Origin of the sequence: Candidatus Lariskella endosymbiont of Hedychridium roseum, from assembly GCF_964020185.1 — a bacterium.
GTDB lineage: Bacteria > Pseudomonadota > Alphaproteobacteria > Rickettsiales > Midichloriaceae > Lariskella.
On sequence record NZ_OZ026538.1, the window covers coordinates 597,152 to 618,529 of the forward strand.

Here is a 21,378-nt window from a genome sequence, read left to right on the forward strand (position 1 = left end):
ATTTATTTGCTATGCAAATCTATTTTTGACGTATGGACCTTTTATTCGCATCTCAAAGCAAAGCCAATAGCTTTTGATCATAATCAATTTGCGTCATGAATAATTGGTGACAGCACAAGTTTAACCAGTGAATCTGCCATCGCATTATCGCTCTCTTCGTTATAACCACTAAACGTACCTCTGAATTGCTCTGCGGAAATCGTTGTATCATTACTCCACAATATTTCTCCGGTATCACTGTTAACTATTCCAACTCGAATACTTGCAGTGTCATAATTACTATATTCTCCCACTACTAATGTCATCAGTGAGCTCATTACCCTTGCAGAATTATTATATGCCGTATGAGAATAGTCACAGAAGACAAGCAAAGCTTTATTTTTGTTACCAAGCTTCAATAACGCTAATTGCGAGACTTCATATGGTATATTGATCTTACTTACAATATTATGAGCTTCTTCCTGTGGCATTATAACTTCTTTGTATAGCTCAATGATTGCTGGCTGATATAACTCTCGCAGTTCTAACATCTTAGGAGAAATCTTGCTTTTATATATTTCATATTGCGAAAGAGAAATTGCATCATACCCCATACTTTGTAGGTGTGACACAAGCTTATCTGTTACTAAGGTCTCAATATGCGCTTCATAATCATAGAGTCTTTTTGCTTGCCCAAAGTATCCTTTTTCATAAGCTATAGCTTCACTTGGTAAAACAATAAATTTGCTAGTTTCTAGATCTGATTTTTTAAAATTTGCACTTTGCCTAACAGTTGTATACTTTGTACAAGCCGACAACAACAGCAAAAAAAACATTGATACGAATATTTTTTGCATTTTTCTAATATTATAAATAATTTAGCATGTGTAAGTAAATCAATTTTCAAATAAGTAGCTATTAGGTTCTTAAACGATCCTCGCAAATAAATTTTTGTAGAAAATTAAATGTACAAAAATTAGCTTTGAGATCTACCCTATGCTAAATTTCGGATATATAATTTGTCCTTTACCTAGCAAATGCTACTTAACAATATCCATAAGGTTTTTGGCAATTTTGCCACTTTTTCTGCTGTGTTTATGTAAGCCATCATTGCTTGCAATCAAGATAAATCCTATGTTCCTTAGAGTTATGATCCAGGGGATTAGATAAACAGGTATTTTTTAGAAAATTCAAGATGCACTGTAAAGCTATATGAGCACAACATATATGATCCTACCTTCATAAGTGCACGCGCCCAGATTTTTAGAGTGCCAGTTAATTTCTGAATCAAATTTATATATATATTTATATATATTCACAAAGAAATTAACGAGGTAATACTTGAAAATCAGGCCAAAGGGAGTCTTGCGCAAGTGGCTTTGGTGAGTAGTGTATAACGCAGAGTAGATCTAAAAACGAGCGTTTTCACAATTAGATAGAAGTATGATATGATCACTTTTTTAAAAACTAAAGAGTGGTTTTATGGTTTGTTGTAAGGGATGTTGCTCTGATATCTTTGTAAAGAATGGCATTGTGAGGGGGTGTACAGCGTTATAAGTGCAGATCATGTTCTAAATTTTGTTGAGGGCGATCTGGGCAAGAAGCCTCAAACAGCTGTTAAGAAAGCATTATGCGTTATGCTATATAGTCTTGGTAATGGCTCTTTTTCTATGTTATGCAAGATATTAGGGCATTCGCCGTCCATAATTTATCGCTGGGTAGTAGAGGCGATGGGCAAGACTCAGGAGCCAGTTGTCTCTTCGGATATTATGGAGATGGAATTCGACGAGATGTGGCATTTTATTGGTTCAAAAAAAACAAGCTTTGGATCATTAAGGCAGTTGATCGTAGTACAAGGAGAACCGTTGCCTGGGTTACAGGCAATCGTGATACTGCAACATTCCAAAAGCTCTACAAAAAGTGAGTCATCTGAAAGAATGTCATTTTTATACGGATGATTGGGATGCTTTTTCTAAAATTTTACCCAAAGAGCGTCACACAATTGGAAAGTCTGGCACAGTATGTATCGAGAGAGATAATAGCAACACGCGACATCATTTATGCCGAATGACACGGCGCACTAAAATCGTTTCTAAAAAAGAGTCAATGGTATACGGATCCATCAAGCTTTGGTGCGCTCTTACTATTACACAAATATTCAAACAATATCAAGAACAGCTCTTATCTATCTTTATGTGAAAACTCTCCTAAAAACTAGCTTTTAGATCTGCCATGTGCTAATTTTTGGATATATAATTTGTCCAATACATAGCAAACACTACTTAACAACATACATAAGGTGGCAATTTTGCCACTTTTTCTGCTGGATTTATGTACGCCATAATTGTTTGCAACAAGATACATCTTATGTTCCTTAGAGTTATGATGCAGGAGACTAGATAACCTATAACTCACTAAAATCTACCACACAGAAATCATCTAATCGACAACTGGGGTTATTAAACACCATAAAATTAGCGAGCTATAACACGTGCACGCTTAGAAGAGACAATTACATAAACTTTTTGTCCTTGCTCAAGCGAAGCATCTTTACTCTGCACCACAGTAATAATACCACTGGTTCTGACAGCTGCAATCGCTTCTCGCATTTGCGCGCTACCCTGATAATAATCATCCTTCAGCTTCGAAGTATCTACTTTGACTATATATTCTATCCCTTCTGCAGTTCCCATTCCAGATTCAATAAATGCACCTGTAGTCCCGCCAATCAATGCGCCTGCTAGGATAGATGTAGTATTTCCACCAAGAGCGCTTCCAGCGACACCACCAGCAAGTGCACCACCAGCAATACCTGTGTTATTACCTGATAACTTATCATGTTCTTTTATAACAACTGGCTTTGCAGACAAAACAACACCTTCAAATGTTAAGCTCAATGTAGCGTCACTTGTATATGTTCTACTTGCAAGATCTCTTGAACATCCTGATAAAAGCATAAGAGCAAAAATCAGCTGTAAAATTATTATATTATGTAATTTCATATGTATTTATGTGCTATGAATATAAAAAACTGTAACTACTACTATATAATAACAATTCAAAGTCTCATGTCAACTACTTATAAACAAAACTCTATTTTTTTAGTATTTACATTTTGAAGAAACATTATACTAATTGTTAATTTAGATAATATGCTATAATTTCATATATAATTCATAATATATTGAATTAAAAGCATAATATAAATCTTATGCTTCTTCAAATATTGGCATTGCAAACTAAGTATAGCTTGCAGTAATTCCTTGTTAAAAAGCATTATGATGGAGTTATAGATCATATCCATAGCTTTGCTGTGACGCTTAGTTTATGATTAAATCTGGCTAAGTAATGCCTTATCAACGAGTTGAATGATTCAACCAAGGATGTTTCAGATTTGGTAAAGCAATGCCTCCTGGCAATCCTCCTATATTTTCCATATGCGTCATAGAGGTCGCTGCATGATATTTCTATCTCGCAATTTGTTTCTAGACGCCACGGCCATAGGAAGATAGGAGCCAAATTCTCTGGAAGTGCTCACTATCAACAACTTTATTTCTGTCCCTATCAACAGAAAGCCAAATGTAGATTTTGTTAGTTTTTTTGGTGATCACTAAAAAGCTCATCAAGCTCAATAATTGAGATTTGCTTAACATATTACAGTATAGATACTTCATTTAGTGTTTGTTTGAGAATCTGCAAAAACCTTCTGATCCAAGCGGATTCGATACCTTCTCCAGCCTCTCGATTGTCTAATTCCAACTCCTTCAAGATACATGCTGATAACCCCTTCATCTTTTTTTCAATAGACCTCTTGCATAACCTGTTCCAAACTGTGATTTGATTGTCACTAAAACATAAAAACACTCACGTGGATCATTGTTTGGTGACGTTTTGCAAAAATCTACTCTATAAGAATTTCTACCTCAGAATGAGGTTATGCAAGAGGTCTAATGCTGTACTTCAATCTCATGTCTCCAGATTTATAACTCTTTTCACTTATACCTTCTGCCTCCCACGAACATAACCATTCTTCGTACCTTTTAGGCAACCACAATGCTTGCAATTTAACATAAATCATACCTTAAGATTTCACTTCAGATAGCATACAAATCAATCCATATAAAATCAAAAGCTATCATTAGTTTGCAATGCCTGAATTCCCAAATCTAAAGTGAGAGCTTGTAATATATAATCTCTTCAATTTCCTTTACTACATCTAATATGTCTGTTTGACTGCTGACGGTATTTTCTAAATAAAGGTTCGTTTTCATTTAACCATTCTTTAACTTTATTTCGCTCTCTATTCTATGTATAGACCAGTACTTTAGCTTGGCTTTCTATCTAGCTTAGCGCGTCATCGTTGCCAATGATGCACCGAAATAGTGATAACATAGGTTCGAATATAACATAATAATATGTATATCTATGATAAATATACGAAGTATAATAGGCACTGCGCTTAAGTAAGTGCAAGCGCATGAATTTGAAGGGCATGATTTTTTAGAGTCCCAGTTAATTTCTGAGTAAAATATTATACATATTTGCGAAGAATTTAACGAAGTAATACTTGAAAATCAGGCCGAAAAGGTCTGCGAAAGTGACTTTACCGGTAGTGTCAAGTACATTATCTTCAGGATATGCTATTATTCTCTTACTAGGTACATACAGTTATGTTGACAATTTTTGCAAGCCATTTGCATAAAAAATATTGAAGAATTGAGAAATAATGAAAGGAAAACTATATTCTCAGAGCCAGAAAATTCTTGATGCTCTTGTATAGGTGGCATTGCTAACCAAGAATAGATTTTGCTTTTAAATTCGCGTATATGTATACTGCCTTGATAGTAAGTTATATTGGAAGCATTATATATGTTAAGTTGTAAGCATTGTGGCAGCATAGGAAGCACAAAGAATGGCTATATTAAAGGTCGTCAGAGGTATAAGTGCCTAGAGTGTAAAAAGAGCTATAAGTCTGGAGATATGAGAGTAAAGTACAGCCTTAATAAAAAGATGAAGGTTGTTAGTATGTATCTGGAGGGAGTTGGAATTAGATCAATCGAGAGATTAGAAAAGGTCTCGAGTTCACTTATAATAAAGTGGATTAGAAAATTCTCAAAGCTTCTAAAACAAAGGCTGAATGATGTTACGATACCTGAGGATGCCAAGCAAATCTCAATTATTGAGCTGGATGAGCTTTTTAGTTATTGCCAAAAAAAACTAACAAAGTCTACATTTGGCTTGCTGTTGATAGGGACAGAAATAAAGTTGTTGATTTTGAAGTGAGCATTGTCAGGGATTTTGCATCCTATCTTCCGATTGCCATGCGATTACAAAGTAGCTACGAGATAGAGATATCATGCAGTGACCATTACGACGTTTATGAAAAATTTAGGATTGCTAAAAAACACTATTCTACTAAGGCAGAAACGTCTTTAGTGGAATCATTCAACTCATTAATACGGCACTATTTAGCCAGGTTTCATCGTAAAACCAAACGTTACAGTAAGGCCATAGATATGATCTATAACTCTATCCTAATGCTTTTTAATAAAGACTTGCTGATATCTATCTTTAGTTAGCAATGCCGTATAGGTAGTACAAATTTTGTTCTTCAACTACTCTTATTTATGATAAAGCAAAAATTGCAAACATAGTTATAAGCTGTTATACCTAGTCTATTAGTGGTTTGTTCCGCCTGTTGTGCAGAGTATAAGAATTATTAATATCTTTGGTTGTGTCTAATATTTTTCAAAAAATTGCTTGTGAAGTTGAGTTGATCTCAAATACAAGGGTAGAAGGCAGGGTAAGCGCTGTAAGTGGTATCTTGATCGAAGCTGAAGGTATAGAGAAAATGGTTAGTATAGGGTCGAGATGTTCGATTAAGAGTAGGTTTGATGCTCCCATTTTTGCAGAAGTAATTGGAATTAGGGGGCAAACAACACTGCTAATGCCATTTCAGCAGACAGCAGGAGTGGGTTCTGGTGCAAAAGTTGAGGTTCTAGCGACTGACCAGTCTGTGTATCCGCATCAAGATTGGCTTGGTCGTGTGATAAATGCGTTTGGAGAGCCAATAGATGGGAAAGGTCCACTTCCAAAAGGAACTGTAGCGTATCATTTGCATGCGAATCCTATACAAGCACATATGAGAAAGCGTATAGGTCCAAAGATTAACATGGGTGTTAGAGCTATTAATACGTTTTTAAGCTGTTGTCTTGGGCAAAGGATGGGTATTTTCTCAGGCTCTGGTGTCGGAAAATCTATGATGATAGCTATGATGACGAAGTTTGCTAGTACAGATATCAAAGTTATTGGTCTTATCGGCGAACGTGGACGTGAGGTGCAAGAATTTATTGAGGATTATCTCGGTCCGGATGGGCTTGCTAAAGCTATTGTAGTAGTTGCAACTTCAGATGAATCTGCGCTCACTAGAAAGCAAGCTGCGTACCTTACTATGACTCTTTGTGAATACTATCGCGATATAGGTCTTGAAGTGCTGTGTCTGATGGATAGCGTCACGCGTTTTGCAACAGCACAGCGAGAGATAGGCCTTGCAGCTGGTGAGCCACCAACTACTAAAGGTTATACACCTAGTGTCTTCAGTGAATTGCCAAAATTGCTTGAGCGAGCAGGTCCAGGAAGTATTGACACTGCTTCGATCACTGCACTTTTTAGTGTGCTGGTTGAAGGAGATGACCAAAATGAACCTATAGCTGATGCAGTGCGTGGGATTTTAGATGGTCATATAATACTAGATCGTGATATTGCAGCGCGTGGTATATATCCTGCTATAGACGTGCTGCGTAGTATTTCAAGGACTATGCCAAGATGTAATAACAGTTATGAAAATGCCTTGGTGACTAAAGCGCGAAGTTTGTTATCACTTTACAATGATATGGCAGATATGATTAGGATAGGTGTTTACAAAAAAGGTTCGGATAAGGCATTGGATGAGGCTATACAATGTAACGATGCGCTAAATAAATTTATATCGCAAGCATACAATGAGCCTGAAACGATAGATTCTTCATATAAGAAACTTACTGAAGCTATAAATTTTAAAATGCCTTTAAAATCATGAGTTTTGTCATGTGTAAGTAGTCTGTCCGTCAAAAATTAAATGTACAAAAATTAGTCTAAAACTAAGGTTCTGGAATTTGTTGTAATACGAGGGAATCTTATATTCTCTATTGGCATAAATTTTTGGCAGATAGTCTATCTGGCTAATCACCTGAATTTAAACATATAAAAATCAAATGCCACAAAGTGGTAATAGAGGATGCATGCTTAAAACACAGCATTTTGCACGCCTTACAGACATTTTTCCCATTCTGCCATAAAAATCACAATAGATTGACGCAGATATCATCAGCTGAGTAACAAAACATACAATATGAAGTTGTGCCAAGGAATTTCAAAAGCTAAAATGCATACTTTTGGCGGATGGACTCTCTAGGCTTTCTGAAGTTAAGAATTTTTCTTGGTGTATTATTGAGTGTTTTGCGTGCGAAATGCAGTATTTTTTAGTGTAGATCCAAGTTTCCTTGCATATTTTGCGATAGATTTTTTCTGGTATATCTTGGTATTCATCTTAATTAACGCTATCAGTAAGCAAAATAATAAAATGCCAAGAAACATGCTAAATATAGGACATAGCATACTTGCATGAATACTAGGTCCAGACGCTCTAATGATACTGCTTGGCTGATGCAGTGTGCTCCATAGATTCACAGAAAATTTGATAATTGGTATGTTAACAGCGCCTATGATAGCAAATATTGCACCTATGCTTGCTGATCTTGCTTCATCGTTAAAAAAATCTCTAATCGCGAAGTATCCAGCTAATATGAAAAATAGTATTAGCATGGATGTAAGCCTTGCATCCCAAACCCACCATGTGCCCCATGCAGGTTTTCCCCATATCGCTCCAGTTAAAATTGCAATACTTGTCATACAAATGCACACATACGCAATAGAGGTCGCAGCCATATCAAATAAAGGTGAGTCTTTTATCAAATATAGTAAAGAAAAAACAGAAAATATAAAGTAGAGGAATAACGAGAGCCAAGCGCTTGGTACATGTATATACATTATTTTTACTAAACTGCCTTGCAGCTCATCATCTGGTACAAGATTAAATATATAGTATAGAGATATAGAAAGTAACAAAACACTCATAAAAAGAAGCGCTATAGATAAAAATAGAAAATTTTTTGGATAAAAAATCTTACTGATTATATTCATCAAATGGCGCCTCTATATCAATTAGGATTTATGTCTACTTTCATAAATTCTAATACTATCTTTTGCTTCTTTATTACCACCTATAAAGACTTTAATTTGTACTAAAACTCTACTTACATCTACCCCGACGGAAGCTAAATGCTTTTTAATTGCAACAGCATTATCTAGTGCTTTCTTAAATTTCTCAGCACTGACTTCTTCATCAGCAGCATTAGCGAAAGCAAATATTTTTATATGTAGATTCTTATCTTTTAACATCAGCTTTTCAAGATCTTTCAACTCTGAGTTAACATCTATTGCTTGATTATCACTGTACTGAAACACATAGGATGCTTTATCTTTATAGTTATGTTTATCGCAGCACCCCGAAAGTTTAGCAGCATTAGAGATGTTTGACAGCATTAGAAACGAAATGATAACTGATATAAAATAGACAGAAAATTTCCTTATTTTGTTTATCATAATAGTTTATACCATAATATATAGATAGACACATACACGGGTATTGTACACATATTTGCACAATTATCAATAAAATATACAATTTCTTTTGCTAATATACACCTACAATTGATACGCTCAAAAAAGTTTAGAGCGCTTATCATAATCACTTGCGCCAATGCTAATATTTGAATGCTAATCCTTATTATTGATCGCTATAAGCTATAAATTATAATAAAGACAATATGATATGTCAAAATCGCATATATACTTTAGCTTGATTTGTAAAAATTAAGCTCTCAGGCAATTGTAAATCTGTATATGACAAGTAGAGATGCTTTTTGTATTTATTTAACGTGAATTGCCAATTATTTTGTAGTCCATCCGCAAAAAATTTATTTGCGTAGCAAATCAATTTTTGTGGAGAAGTGAAATGTGCAAAAATTAACTCAGGATTCGGCTATATGCTAATTTTCTGATATATAATTTGCCATATACCTAGCAAATATTACTTAACAAAATCCATAAGGTTTTTGGCAATTTTACCACTTTTCCTGCTGGACTTTCTATGCATCATAATTACTTGCAGGCCAACATAAATCCTCTAGCTTATTAGAATTATGACGCAGGCGACTAGTTAGGCACTGCTTACCAAAGTCACCTGCGCAGACCTTTTTGACTTGAGTTTTAAAGTATTACTTCGTTAATTTCTTCGCAAATATATATAATATTTAATTCAGAAATGAACTGGTACTCTAAAAAAATCATGCTCTTCAAATCCTCGCACCATCCACTTACTTAAGTATAGTGCCTATTTATTCTATAGCGTTGGTGGTTCGCATACAACTACTGAATTATGAGTTCAGTATCATCATTCCTGTAATGTGTACTTGTGGTTCTTTGCGATATTTGTAGCAATGTTTTTTTAGAGCGAATAAACGAATGTAAAGATGCTGTTAGCATAAAAAATAAAACTAAAACCCATACAGCATAAGCAAGGTATACATATAACATTAGTAGACTTTTATCATTATATAGCTGTTTCACTTTAATAATTCAATAATGAAAGGTAGTATAAACTATGCCCAAGCGCAACCTAAAAATCTTTGAGATAAAATTTTTGAGTGGTTAAGTGATTATATTTGCTAATCTATATGTCATTTCAGTGTACAATAACATAGTTAGCAGTCTCTTGTTGTGTTGCAATCAAAGAAATTGTGAACCAATTCTCACACAAGCACTTTGTTCTCAGTGGTCATTGGGGAAAAATCTGACATATACTTTTAGATCCCGCCAAAAATTTATTTGCGTAGCAAATAAATTTTTGTGGAAAAGTGAAATGTGCAAGAATTGCACAGGACTTAGCACTGCGCTAATTTTGGGATATATTAATTGACCCTATGCTGCAAATGCTACTTGCACAAAATCCGTAAAGTTTTTGCGTTTATTATAACATTTTCTTACGGACTTAAAGCGCTATTTTGACACTCAGGGGGCCTATTTCATGCCTATTCTGAGACTTTTGGCGCGCGCATTAGTTATTAATCTAAAACTCGGGTTATATAAAAATATCAACCCTTCATTTATCAGAATTTATCAGAGTGTCACTCTACTTGAGTTTTTTTGTATCCACTGCCTTGTCATATGCTACAATCTTCCCATATCCATACACTTGATAAATAATTCCATTATTAACAATGATAGGTATGCTGATTCCATCTTGAGTGGATAGTGCCGCTGCAACATTCTGTGACATTTCTCCATTAACCGAGTCAAATGCAAATGTTTTGCCAGCAGAGTGTGTAATTATTATTTCTCCATTTATCATGGTTGGAGCTAACCAATCAAAATCCTTACTATCCCTGGGTTTATATACTTTCTTTAAGTTTTGCATCCACTTTATCTTGCCGTCTTGTTTAAAGATAGCAATCAATACATCGTTTTGATCTAGTACATACAAAAAATCTCCACATACATAGATCTGGCGTTTCACTGAAATTCTCTTATCCCAGAGTAGCTTTTTAGATGCAAGATCAAAGCATCCAAGCATTCCTTCGCCTGTACTAAAGAATAATAAATCTCCTTCCAATACCATATTGGTTTGTATTGCTTGAAGGTTTTGACCAGCATGCATAAGTGAGGTGAAAATACTAATAGTAGTAGGAATCACAAAAACTTCGTTGCCGTCACGCAGGTCTATTGCAGAAATTCCTTCGTTTGTTTTTTGAATCAACGCATAGCCATTATATATCAAGGGGCGAACAACTCCAATGACTGATATTTTATCATCAAAAGACGAGTAAAGCCAAATTACCTCGCCACTACCTTTATCAAGAGCATATAATCCATTATCAACAGTTTGTATAAGCACTCTCTGTCCATCCAGCACAGGAGTTGCTCTGGTTGGACTAATCAAATCAACAGACCATATGACATTCCCGTTTTCAATATTGACAGCTTTCACAGCGTTCGAACCAAGTGTGACGTAAAGTATCCCACCATGTTCTGTAATGCCACCATTAAAAAAATCTGGAGAAGGAAACAGTATACCTTTGCTACGTTTTTTTAGGATAAGTTTAGTAGACCATAGCATTTTCTGGCTTTTTAAATCAAAAGCCTGTAGAACGCCATGCGCATCCATAAAGATTAGTTTGTTTTCGACAAATAGCGGTGGGTTTACAACATGTAAGTTTTTACTTCCATTAAATTGAAACGTGTGTTTTATATCATTGGCAGAAAGATCTAAAGTGCAATTGCAAGGAGACTTTGTGTAGCTAAAAGTTTGTTTAGATAGGAGCGGGTCTGGTGCATAGTTTACGAGGCTACTATCAACTGGTATCTTTTCTCCATCAATTTTTAATTTTTTTGGACCTAATACTTCGCATCCAGTTAGCAGAGAAAGGAAACAAGAAAATAACAATAAACAACATGATAACTTTGAACAATATCTCATAAAACTCAACACTTTCAACTTAATATAATACGTTATATAGCATATAGATCTGGAGTAACAGTAACAATAAGAATATGCAAAAAATTATAAGAACAAATCAATTTTTTGTATACCTTGGATCTTAAATAGAGCAATAACCTTGCTTTTAAATGTTTTGTATATTGAGATTACAATATACAAGCAGTATATAAGGATAGTTTAGCAACTTTTGTATTATCTTAAGCTCTATTTTCCAAAAAATTGCTAAAAACATCTTAATAAGTTTTGAGCTGTATTATGATATCTTAAAAACAAAAGTCATTTTAGCAAGGCAACTTTATAAAATGTGTTTCTGAATTTTACATAATCTGCCCGTCAAAAATCGATTTGCTGCGCAAATAAATTTTTACGGAAAGCTCAATGTACAAAAATTAGCCTAAAGAAGTGGCTCTGCGCTAATTTTCAGATATATAATTTACAAATACTACTTAACAAAATCCATAAGGTTTTTGGCAATTTTGCCACTTTTTCTGCTGGACTTTCGGTGTATCATAATTACTTGCAGGCCAAGATAAATCCTCTAGCTTCTTAGAGTTATGACACAGGCAACTACATAGCAACATAATTTAATAAGTAAAAAATTTTAAGATGCTAATTAAGCATTACTCGTCATATTTTTCAAAATTAGTGTCACCAAAATTCTTCTTAGGAAACTTATGAAGGCAGTGCCTAGCTCTTTTTGAAGTCTAATAAATACCAGTTCTTCATTTACCTGCGGTATATGCAAAGATACTAAAGAAAACTTCAAACAAAAATATACAAAATACGCATTGTTAAACGCCCATAATCTCAGCAGATTTTTGTTTTATTGCTTCATCAATATGCTTAATATAGCGGTCTGTAATTTTTTGTACTAAATCACTTTGACTTTTTAACTCATCTTCTGATATCTCCTTATCTTTTTCACTTTTCTTCAACACGTCAAGTGTATCACGTCTTATATTGCGTATAGCTACCTTAGCATTTTCACCATATTCAGCCGCTTTTTTCGTTAACTCACGTCTGCGTTCCTCTGTTAAATCTGGCACAGGGACTCTGATTAACTGCCCATCTGATGTAGGATTTAAACCAAGACCAGAGGACATTATAGCTTTTTCAATATTTTTCACTTGTGATTTATCCCAAACTTGTACTGTTATAAGCCTAGATTCAGGCACTGAGATAGTGCTAAGCTGATTGATTGGCATAAAATCACCATATACTTCAACTTTAATTGGATCTAAAAGTGAAGCAGAAGCACGACCAGTACGCAAGCCGTTTAGTACATGCTTAAGGTTTGAAACTGCTCCTTCCATACGTTTTTCAATTTCTGCAACAATAAAATTATCATTCTCCATCCATTAATACCCGTGAATAATTGAATATTTACCAGTCTGATCTAAAACCTTAACTATTTCACCAGGAGAGTGAATATCGAACACAAGAATTGGCATTTTATTGTCCATAGCGAGAGTTATAGCAGTAGTGTCCATAACGCCAAGGTCATTCAGTATAACATCTTTATATGTTAGAGTTTGATGTTTCACAGCATTTTTATCTAATTTTGGGTCTGCTGAATAAACACCATCAACATTTGTTCCTTTTAATATAGCATCGCAATTCATCTCTGTTGCTCGAAGTACTGCTGCTGTGTCAGTTGTGAAAAACGGGTTTCCGGTTCCAGCTGCAAATATAACAACTCTGTTTTTCTCCATATGTCTGATAGCTCGACGTCTTATATATGGTTCTGCGACTGTCATCATAGGAATCGCTGATTGCACTCTAGTAAAAACACCAAGATTTTCCAGTTTACTTTGGAGTGCTATAGCATTAATGACAGTTGCAAGCATGCCCATATAATCAGCACTTGCACGCTCTATCCCAATTGCAGCAGCAGTTGCGCCTCTGCAGATATTACCTCCTCCTATTACTACACAAATTTGATAGCCAAGCGATTGCACTTTCTTTACATCTTCACAAATTTGGGAAATAATATCGATATCATGCACATAACGTTGTTCGTTCATTAGCGCTTCGCCTGATATCTTAATTAATATTCTGTTATACTTTCTCTCCATGAGCTGATCATCATAAAATTCTTTTTCAGAGAAGTATTAAATTATACTTCGTTATTTTTCAACTAGATTTATTCTATGCAACGGCGCTTTTTAGTATGTAGCATGTTTGTAATTCAAATTTTTTAAGTTCAATTTTAAAAAGTTTTAGCTGTAACTCTACATGTAAAGTCATTGTATAGGTTTTTTTACTTAATTTTTCCATATTACTTTGTTAATTTCGGTGCAAATATGTGAAAATACCAGGCGCAGAAATTAACTTATAATCTATAATAAATAAGTTTGTTGTATAGCAATTATATTAAATAATGTTTGTTATTTTATCTCTGAAATCTTGCTACTCTATTTCTAATAGAATCAAAACTTACATCATTTAGTAATGCACCATTTTCAAAGACAACCTTTAACATATTCTCTCTTGTTCCTAAATCTTCTAGTTTTATGGTTTCTACCGTTCCATCTTGATTTGTAACTAGCGCAAATCTTCCAGCTTTAGAACGTTTGTCAGGATCAAATTTAGGGTTTTTATACATATCATGCCAGATTCCAGAATTATATATAGCAGAAGCTTTCATTGCAAAACTCATAGTATCTCTATCAACTTTTTGAAGTAAAGCTGAGCCCATACCGAATGCAACATTCTCTGCGCTTTGTTGCATGGACTTCATGGCAATTAGTATATTCTCTATAGAACCAATAGAAATTCCGTCTCCTTGGATTACTCTAATATAACTAGGCAATACTTTATATCCTTTACTATTTATTGTATAGCAAAACTTTGACATCAGTATTTCTATTGCCTCTGGTACACCTTGTACTGGGTTTCCGCTATCTAGACGAATTATAACTTTCCCACCAAAATCTTCTATTTCTTGCTTTAATTGTTCGCCCCATAATTTATCTAGCGCTTCCAAAATGTTATATGAATCTGAGACAATAGCAATTACATTGTCTTTGGAGAATTGATTTAACATATTTCTATATGCCTCTAACTCGTCTTCCACTCCCCACGCTGTTATAGTAGAATGATCTGCCGCTGGAATAGAATATCCTGCCATTTCTGCGTCATAGTACCTGCGAGCAGCGACAAGGCCTGCAATAGTATCAGAACCACGAAAATTCACTAGATGTGCCATGCCACCTAGCGCTGCGCTATCAAGCGAAGTTGCGCTTCTTGCTCCAAAATCATGCAGCTTGAAATCAATATCTTCAGTATTTTCTGATATTTCCACTAAAAACTTTTTTATAATGCTTTTACAGTGAAAGGAGAGAGTTGCAACTGTAGTAGGATATCAAACACCTCTTAACAGAGCAGTTTCTACATAACAAGTAAGCCATAGACATTTTGGATCTGTGTTTACAACTTGTAATAATACATTATTAACTGGCAATACTTCGCCTTCAGCGACGGCTTCAATTTTAAGTGGCAAAAATCCACCGTGTTTATTATATATATGTAACCATCCTTGTTTGTTAAACGGCAAGCCATGTAGCTTGAAAAAATCTTCAGCTTCTTCTATATCTTTCATAGAAACGGGCTTGGTTAGATATTCTTTTAAGAAAGCCTGCAAGCCAAAAAACATTAGCTTTTTAAATGCTCCGCCTCTTGCTTCTATATATGCAGAGATATATTCTGCATTTTTAGGATATTGAAGATAATGAGAAGCTTTATAAGAATCTATGTTAAGTATAAGGTTAGCTGGCATCATAGCGGCAAATTCGAATGTTTCTTACGATATTTTTGAACCTTCTTGTTTTCAAGCAACATTAGAGCCTTACAGATTCGCCAGCGTGTATTGTAAGGTCTTATTATATCATCTATATATCCTCTAGATGCTGCCAGGAAAGGCGAAGCAAATTTTTTCTGATATTCAATAGCTAATGCTTCTTTCTGCTTTTCAGAGATTTTATCTCCTCGATATAATATAGCAGTTGCTCCCTTAGCGCCCATTACCGCTATTTCTGTATTTCCCCAAGCGTAGTTAATATCACCACCAAGGTGTTTGGAACCCATTACAATATAAGCGCCACCATAAGCTTTCCTTATCACAATGGTTACTTTTGGTACAGTGGCTTCAGCATACGCATACAGCAATTTAGCACCGTGCTTTATTATTCCTCCGTGTTCTTGAGTGAGGCCTGGCATAAATCCAGGAACATCCACTAGAGTAACAATTGGTATATCAAATGCATCACAAAAACGTATAAACCTTGCTGCTTTTACAGAAGCATCTATGTCAAGACAGCCCGCAAGATTAAGCGGCTGGTTTGCAACAATGCCTGCTGTTCTACCGTCAAATCTTCCAAAGCCTACGATAATATTTTTTGCAAAATCTGGCTTGATCTCAAAGAAATCTCCTTCATCTACAATCTTCTCTATCAGATGTCTCATGTCATAAGGCATGCTTGGGTTATCAGGCACTAGCGTATCTAGAGACATTTCAATTCTGTCTATAGGATCAAGAGTATGACGCACAACAGAAGAGGATGTACTGGAAAGCGGCAGAAAATCGACAAGTCTTCTAACTTGCTGCAAACATTCTATGTCATTCTCAAATACAGCGTCACATACACCATTTTTAGTGCTGTGTACCCTGGATCCACCCAACTTGTCGTGGGAGATTTCTTCATGTGTTACAGTCTTTACCACATCAGGTCCCGTCACATACATATAAGATGTTCCTTCGACCATGAAAGTAAAATCTGTTAGGGCAGGGGAATATACAGCACCGCCAGCACAGGGGCCCATGATTACTGATATTTGTGGAACCATTCCAGATGCATCAACATTGTTCTGAAAGATCATTCCATAGCCAGCAAGCGCATCAACACCTTCCTGTATTCTTGCTCCACCGGAATCATTGATTCCTATAATAGGAGCGCCAACTTGCATTGCAATTTCTTGAATTTGAGCTATTTTTCTTGCATGTACTTCGCCCAGTGAGCCTCCCATAACTGTGAAATCTTGGCTATAAACGAATACAGGCCTCCCATTTATGGTCCCTTGACCTACTATAACACCATCCCCAAGGATTACATTTTCTTCCATTCCAAAGTTATGGCATCTATGTTCTGCAAAGCTACCAAATTCTTCAAATGAGTCTGGATCTAATAGTACCTCAAGTCGTTCTCTTGCGGTAAGCTTACCGCTTTCGTGTTGCTTATCAATCCTATGCTGTCCGCCGCCAAGCCTGCCTATCTTACGCTTTTGCTCTAACAGCTGGTTATTATTTAAAATTTTCTGTTCCATCTTTTCAGCTATGGTGTTGCCTAGGTAAACAAATACTAAATAAGAAATTTGTTGGTGAAGAGGTGTACTCGTCATACTTTATTTATCAGAGATATATGCAAATCCTACCTGTTTTTCTAAAATAGCATTTATAAAAATAGAACGCATACAACGAGTCTTGTAGAATATCAACTAACGATTTGCAAGAGTTTTATATTGAGGAGTGTAATTTAAACGCATTGCTTCCAGTATTTCTGCTTCTTCTTTATCAGATGATTGAATGCCGAGTATAGGAGCTATCAGCTTTATGATTTCACTTGCTGCTGGTGCTGCAACTGCTCCGCCAGTAGCACGCCATGAATTATAAGCGCATGGTTTTGGAGCATCAACCATGACAAGTACCATATATTCAGGTTTATGTATTGGAAATGCTCCAGTAAATAGCGCTATATTCAGCTTTTTGTTATATCTGCCGCCACTATTTTTTTCAGCAGTGCCTGTTTTTCCACCAACTGAGTAGCCTTTAACATATGCATTTTTAGCGGACCCATGCTCTACAGATAGTTTTAGAATCTTTCTCATTAATTCTGATGTTTCAGCTTTTATCACTCTTTTGCTGATGATTTTAGTATTCTCAGCATGCTTAATTACAGTAGGCTGATATAAAATGCCGTTATTTACAATCGCAGATATTGCTTGCATTAAATGTATTGGTGTTACAGCAATACCATGTCCATAGCTAATAGTTGTAGCGCTAACTTCTCCCCACTTGTTATCTCTTGGATATATTGGTTTCCCTATTTCTGGAACATCAAAGTTAATTTCAGACGTCAAGCCAAGATTTTGTATATATTGTTTATGTTGCTTAATGCCAATAAGTTTAGCTATCTGCGCGACGCCAAGGTTTGACGAATACATTATAATTTCTGGAACTGAAAGCGTGCCTCCTTTCCCTCTATAATCATTAATTTGAAATTTGCCAATTTTTATTGGATGTGATACATCAAATGCGTCATTTACTGATATTTTTCCTGTATCAAGACCCATAGCAACAGTAAAAAGCTTAAACGGAGATCCCATTTCATAAACACCGAGAGTTGCTTGATTAAATAGGTGATCACGTTTTACACTGGATAATTTATGAGGATTAAAATCTGGGAGACTGACTATGCCAACTATTTCGCCGTTGTTAACATTCATAACAGCTGCGACTCCACCATCTGCAGAATTTGCTGATATTGTATCTTTCAATACTTTATACAGTGCATGTTGCACTCTAGCGTCTAGTGAAAGCTGCATAGGCTCTTTTTTCTCTGTAATTAATCTCTCTTGATAAGATTTTTCTATTCCAGCTATGCCAATTCCATCAACATCTACATATCCAAGTATATGAGAAAATAAATTTTCATATGTATAAACACGCCTGCTATCCTTGCTCAAATATATCCCAGGGATTCCAAGGTTATGCACTTTTTGTTGTTCAGAGGGGGTTAGATGTCGCTTTAACCATATAAATTCTTTGCCACTATTAAATTTATTATATAAATCACGATAATTTAAGCCTATATCAAGACTTGCTATTTGCTTTGCTGCTTTATTTGCATCTATTAGTTGTTTTGGGTGAGCGTGTAATGAAGCAGTTGATATATTTGAAGCAAGTATCTCGCCATTTCTATCCAAAATATCTGCTCTAGAAGTGGTGAAGTCTGCATATGTTTTATTATATATACTATCTACTTCCTCTATGTTCATGAAAGTCAGATCCATCATACGTAGCACTATAACTAAGAAGGCAAATGTGAAGATTGCAAAGATACAATATAACCTTGGAATACTAACATCTAGTTTCTTTTCTGTTTCATAATCCTGTAATAAGTTTTTTTGTTGTAGAATGCTGTGTGCAGCGCGTTCTACAGAATTTAGGTTTGTACTATCTCCTTCATCGAAATTTTTGACTAATCGACTTTTTATAATATTTTTGCAGCGCTGATATATTACAAAAATCATAATTTATTGTTTACTTTAATGATCTTATTTGTTCTGGAGAAATCAACTTTAGCTTTAAATGCTTATCAACTAAAGCTTGGATTGATCTAGGTTTAGACAAGTAAGCAAGCTCTGCTTTTAGCATGTGAATAGCTTCATGTTTTTGTTGAATACCAGATTCTATTAATTGAAGGCGAGTTGCTAATTTCTGAACCTCATACTTCACTATAAATAGCGTCATTATGCATAAAATGATTAATAACACGCAAATTGCTGAATAATATCTAATAATCATCATATAATCCTCGAGATAGCTCTTAGTTTTGCGGATCTGGATCTGGGATTTCTTATTATTTCCTCAAACGAAGGAATAAGAGGCTTTTTATACATGTTAATAAAACATTCAGCTCCAGATTCTTCTAAACTATTCGTTTTATATTTGTTGATTTTTATTTTTTTTCTGCAGATTGTATTAAAATAATTCTTTACTATTTCATCTTCCAGTGAGTGGAAAGTAACTATAACAATAGTTCCATGCAAATCTAAAAGTTTCACTGCACCCTCAAGACCTAACTTCAGATTATTTAACTCGTTATTTACTTCTATACGTATAGCTTGAAAAGTCTGAGTTGCTGGATGTATTTTGCCAAAATTTCTTCCTTTGATGCCTGCAACTATCCTTGCTAGCTGTTCAGTTGTTTCGATAACTCCAAGTTTTCTAGCGTTTATGATAGCTGCAGCTATCCTTTTTGCAGCGCGTTCTTCTCCATAAGTGGAAATTATTTGCTCTAATTGAAATTGCGAATATGTGTTCACGATATCAAATGCGCTTAATGTTTGCTCTTGATCCATTCTCATATCCAACTTACTGCTTTGCATGAAAGAAAACCCACGTTCTGCGATATTTAATTGCATAGATGAAACACCTATATCAAAAATCACACCATTTACTTTGAAAACTTTGCGATCATATAACAGGTCGGTAATATTCGCAAAATTTCCATGAATAAAATTAAAATTTTCTTGTAAATTTTGGTCAATATTTTTAAGATATTGTGAAGATGAGCGATCTCTATCTATACCATAAACTTTGCAGTTTGCTTTTTTTAATATTCTGCTGGTATAACCACCTGCACCAAAAGTTGCATCAATATATGTGCCACCATCTACAACATTAATGGTGTTTAATACCTCACTCAGCATAACTGGATTATGTTCTTGAAATTCTTGATTATGTAAATTCATCAACTATCCAAAATTATATTGTTTCATCATCATTGCTTTTGTTAACTCTGCAATTTAGCTTGAAATCCTTATTTTAAGTTGGTCTATACAAAATTATGTTGTGGAAAACAAAATTTTTCGTAGTTCATCGCTCAATAAATAAATCTCACAGAAGATGCTGTATTACTTAGGAAGCATTCGCTCCTTTGAGAGCTATTTGATTATCTTTTGCGATGTTTCTAGAATAATTGTAATAGGTATCAAATTTTTCTTGTTGCCAAATTTCAAATGTTTTTCCTTTTCCAACGAACAGCAAGTCTTTTGTAATGCCTGCAAATTCCAAAAGTCTCTCAGAGAGAGAAATGCGTCCTTTGTTGTCTATGCAAAGCGGTTGACATGCCGCAAGTATCGCTGTTGCCATGATATCCCTTTGTTGCGAAAAAGTTTCCATAGAATCTATTGATCGTTCTAAAAATAAAATACGTTCTGTAGTGCAAACTTCTATGCATTCGTTCACAAACGATGGATAAGCATAGACAAAAGGTTCTCCTCCTAAAGCCTCAAGTATATTGCGGAAAGCCACAGGAACTGAAGCTCTGCCTTTATCATCAAGCTTGCTGCTATAAGTCGACAAAAATATCAAAGGAGAACGCGACATTAGCTGTAAGTACAATAAATTTCGTTTAAGCTCTGCCGGCAAAGTCACTTGCACAGGCCTTTTTGGCCTAATTTCCCATATGACTTCGCGTTAATTTCCCTGCAAATATGTAAAGGTATTCGACGCAGAAATTAACTTGTACTCTAAAAAATTCTTACACAAGTGCTTAGTTAGCAGAGTCTAAAGAAGTGTTCAAAGGTATCTAACTTTTTAAGAATAGAGCAGTAGTTAAAAACCAACTTTTATATAGCTTAGTATCCCACTGTAAGAATATGGTTGAGCTAGGTTTACAGTGGGAATACTAAGTGCCTTAAGACAATAATAATATAATTGTAAGCTTATGAATAGCATTTTTTGGGATAATGTGGGATAATATAGGAAGAAGTGGGATGCTTGGTCGCAAATAAACACATGTCATGCGGCATAATACTTAGGAATTCCAAAAATAATTATTTCTGATGGAAGTTATAATTTTAATCGCAAATCTATTGATAAAAGATGTGCTGCTATTATTACTAGCTCTTTTTGAGGTATATGCATAATCAAATGCAAACTCTTCGCTTGTCTGTGGTAT

19 protein-coding genes and 1 pseudogene are annotated in these 21,378 nt (G+C 35.0%); 5 read left to right on the forward strand and 15 right to left on the reverse strand.

Going from position 1 to position 21,378, the window contains the following annotated elements; all coding sequences use genetic code 11:
• Window positions 1-83: 83 nt before the first annotated feature.
• A complete protein-coding gene (locus tag AACK98_RS02975) occupies window positions 84-836 on the reverse strand; it encodes a hypothetical protein (protein ID WP_339042182.1) in 753 nt (250 codons plus the stop codon).
• Window positions 837-1,520: 684 nt separating this feature from the next.
• Between AACK98_RS02975 and AACK98_RS02980 the strand changes: the two genes are divergently transcribed.
• A complete protein-coding gene (locus tag AACK98_RS02980; RefSeq protein WP_339042184.1) occupies window positions 1,521-1,937 on the forward strand; it encodes a hypothetical protein in 417 nt (138 codons plus the stop codon).
• Window positions 1,900-2,178, forward strand: coding sequence for an IS1 family transposase (locus tag AACK98_RS02985; RefSeq protein ID WP_339040346.1), 279 nt, complete (start codon window positions 1,900-1,902; stop codon window positions 2,176-2,178). The genes AACK98_RS02980 and AACK98_RS02985 overlap by 38 nt, the downstream gene beginning before the upstream one ends.
• Window positions 2,179-2,453: 275 nt before the next feature.
• Here AACK98_RS02985 and AACK98_RS02990 read toward each other — a convergent pair whose 3' ends face one another.
• Window positions 2,454-2,981: a hypothetical protein gene (locus AACK98_RS02990; protein WP_339042186.1), complete on the reverse strand. Its 528-nt coding sequence runs from the start codon at window positions 2,979-2,981 to the stop codon at window positions 2,454-2,456.
• Window positions 2,982-3,633: 652 nt separating this feature from the next.
• Complete coding sequence (locus AACK98_RS02995; protein WP_339042188.1) at window positions 3,634-3,843, reverse strand: hypothetical protein; 210 nt, start codon at window positions 3,841-3,843, stop codon at window positions 3,634-3,636.
• Between the two features lie 1,005 nt (window positions 3,844-4,848).
• On the opposite strand from AACK98_RS02995, the gene AACK98_RS03000 reads away from it, so the two are divergent.
• The 3 genes from AACK98_RS03000 to fliI all read left to right on the forward strand — a co-directional run bounded on the left by AACK98_RS03000 (window position 4,849) and on the right by fliI (window position 7,057).
• The gene (locus tag AACK98_RS03000; protein ID WP_339040857.1) at window positions 4,849-5,262 is read left to right on the forward strand and encodes a hypothetical protein; all 414 of its coding nucleotides are present in this window, start codon (window positions 4,849-4,851) and stop codon (window positions 5,260-5,262) included.
• Window positions 5,184-5,558 (forward strand): IS1 family transposase, encoded by a 375-nt coding sequence (locus AACK98_RS03005; RefSeq protein WP_339040222.1) that lies wholly within the window; start codon window positions 5,184-5,186, stop codon window positions 5,556-5,558. Before AACK98_RS03000 ends, AACK98_RS03005 begins: the two co-directional genes overlap by 79 nt.
• 155 nt (window positions 5,559-5,713) lie before the next feature.
• Window positions 5,714-7,057, forward strand: coding sequence for a flagellar protein export ATPase FliI (gene fliI, locus AACK98_RS03010; RefSeq protein ID WP_339042190.1), 1,344 nt, complete (start codon window positions 5,714-5,716; stop codon window positions 7,055-7,057).
• Between the two features lie 407 nt (window positions 7,058-7,464).
• Here fliI and ccmC read toward each other — a convergent pair whose 3' ends face one another.
• The 12 genes and pseudogenes from ccmC to AACK98_RS03070 form a co-directional block, all read right to left on the reverse strand.
• On the reverse strand, window positions 7,465-8,220 hold the full coding sequence (gene ccmC / locus AACK98_RS03015) for a heme ABC transporter permease CcmC (RefSeq protein ID WP_339042192.1): 756 nt from the start codon (window positions 8,218-8,220) through the stop codon (window positions 7,465-7,467).
• 21 nt (window positions 8,221-8,241) lie between these two features.
• Complete coding sequence (locus tag AACK98_RS03020) at window positions 8,242-8,544, reverse strand: hypothetical protein (protein WP_339042194.1); 303 nt, start codon at window positions 8,542-8,544, stop codon at window positions 8,242-8,244.
• Window positions 8,545-10,270: 1,726 nt separating this feature from the next.
• Window positions 10,271-11,581 carry a PQQ-binding-like beta-propeller repeat protein gene (locus tag AACK98_RS03025; protein WP_339042196.1) on the reverse strand — a complete coding sequence of 437 codons (1,311 nt, stop codon included), beginning with the start codon at window positions 11,579-11,581 and terminating at the stop codon, window positions 10,271-10,273.
• 845 nt (window positions 11,582-12,426) lie between these two features.
• Entirely contained in the window at window positions 12,427-12,990 is a 564-nt protein-coding gene (gene frr / locus AACK98_RS03030; protein WP_339042198.1) for a ribosome recycling factor, read from the reverse strand.
• 3 nt (window positions 12,991-12,993) lie between these two features.
• Complete coding sequence (gene pyrH, locus AACK98_RS03035) at window positions 12,994-13,710, reverse strand: UMP kinase (RefSeq protein WP_339042200.1); 717 nt, start codon at window positions 13,708-13,710, stop codon at window positions 12,994-12,996.
• Between the two features lie 317 nt (window positions 13,711-14,027).
• Window positions 14,028-14,987: pseudogene (locus tag AACK98_RS03040) on the reverse strand (nicotinate phosphoribosyltransferase); the annotation flags it as partial.
• Window positions 14,988-14,999: 12 nt separating this feature from the next.
• Window positions 15,000-15,416 carry a nicotinamide phosphoribosyltransferase domain-containing protein gene (locus AACK98_RS03045; protein ID WP_339042202.1) on the reverse strand — a complete coding sequence of 139 codons (417 nt, stop codon included), beginning with the start codon at window positions 15,414-15,416 and terminating at the stop codon, window positions 15,000-15,002.
• Complete coding sequence (locus AACK98_RS03050) at window positions 15,413-16,957, reverse strand: acyl-CoA carboxylase subunit beta (RefSeq protein ID WP_339042553.1); 1,545 nt, start codon at window positions 16,955-16,957, stop codon at window positions 15,413-15,415. The genes AACK98_RS03045 and AACK98_RS03050 overlap by 4 nt, the downstream gene beginning before the upstream one ends.
• A 171-nt stretch (window positions 16,958-17,128) precedes the next feature.
• Complete coding sequence (locus AACK98_RS03055; RefSeq protein WP_339042204.1) at window positions 17,129-18,706, reverse strand: penicillin-binding protein 2; 1,578 nt, start codon at window positions 18,704-18,706, stop codon at window positions 17,129-17,131.
• A 247-nt stretch (window positions 18,707-18,953) separates the two neighbouring features.
• On the reverse strand, window positions 18,954-19,148 hold the full coding sequence (locus AACK98_RS03060) for a hypothetical protein (protein ID WP_339042206.1): 195 nt from the start codon (window positions 19,146-19,148) through the stop codon (window positions 18,954-18,956).
• Window positions 19,149-19,216: 68 nt separating this feature from the next.
• On the reverse strand, window positions 19,217-20,167 hold the full coding sequence (gene rsmH, locus AACK98_RS03065) for a 16S rRNA (cytosine(1402)-N(4))-methyltransferase RsmH (protein ID WP_339042208.1): 951 nt from the start codon (window positions 20,165-20,167) through the stop codon (window positions 19,217-19,219).
• A 166-nt stretch (window positions 20,168-20,333) separates the two neighbouring features.
• Window positions 20,334-20,846 (reverse strand): cell division/cell wall cluster transcriptional repressor MraZ, encoded by a 513-nt coding sequence (locus tag AACK98_RS03070; RefSeq protein ID WP_339042210.1) that lies wholly within the window; start codon window positions 20,844-20,846, stop codon window positions 20,334-20,336.
• Window positions 20,847-21,378 lie beyond the last annotated feature (532 nt).

Bases quoted from the DNA above. Each gene is read 5' to 3' on its own strand.
- AACK98_RS02975 (WP_339042182.1), bottom strand. From the start codon at position 836: ATGCAAAAAATATTCGTATCAATGTTTTTTTTGCTGTTGTTGTCGGCT.
- AACK98_RS02990 (WP_339042186.1), bottom strand. From the start codon at position 2,981: ATGAAATTACATAATATAATAATTTTACAGCTGATTTTTGCTCTTATG.
- AACK98_RS03000 (WP_339040857.1), top strand. From the start codon at position 4,849: ATGTTAAGTTGTAAGCATTGTGGCAGCATAGGAAGCACAAAGAATGGC.
- ccmC (WP_339042192.1), bottom strand. From the start codon at position 8,220: ATGAATATAATCAGTAAGATTTTTTATCCAAAAAATTTTCTATTTTTA.
- frr (WP_339042198.1), bottom strand. From the start codon at position 12,990: ATGGAGAATGATAATTTTATTGTTGCAGAAATTGAAAAACGTATGGAA.
- pyrH (WP_339042200.1), bottom strand. From the start codon at position 13,710: ATGGAGAGAAAGTATAACAGAATATTAATTAAGATATCAGGCGAAGCG.
- AACK98_RS03045 (WP_339042202.1), bottom strand. From the start codon at position 15,416: ATGATGCCAGCTAACCTTATACTTAACATAGATTCTTATAAAGCTTCT.
- AACK98_RS03050 (WP_339042553.1), bottom strand. From the start codon at position 16,957: ATGGAACAGAAAATTTTAAATAATAACCAGCTGTTAGAGCAAAAGCGT.
- AACK98_RS03055 (WP_339042204.1), bottom strand. From the start codon at position 18,706: ATGATGGATCTGACTTTCATGAACATAGAGGAAGTAGATAGTATATAT.
- rsmH (WP_339042208.1), bottom strand. From the start codon at position 20,167: ATGAATTTACATAATCAAGAATTTCAAGAACATAATCCAGTTATGCTG.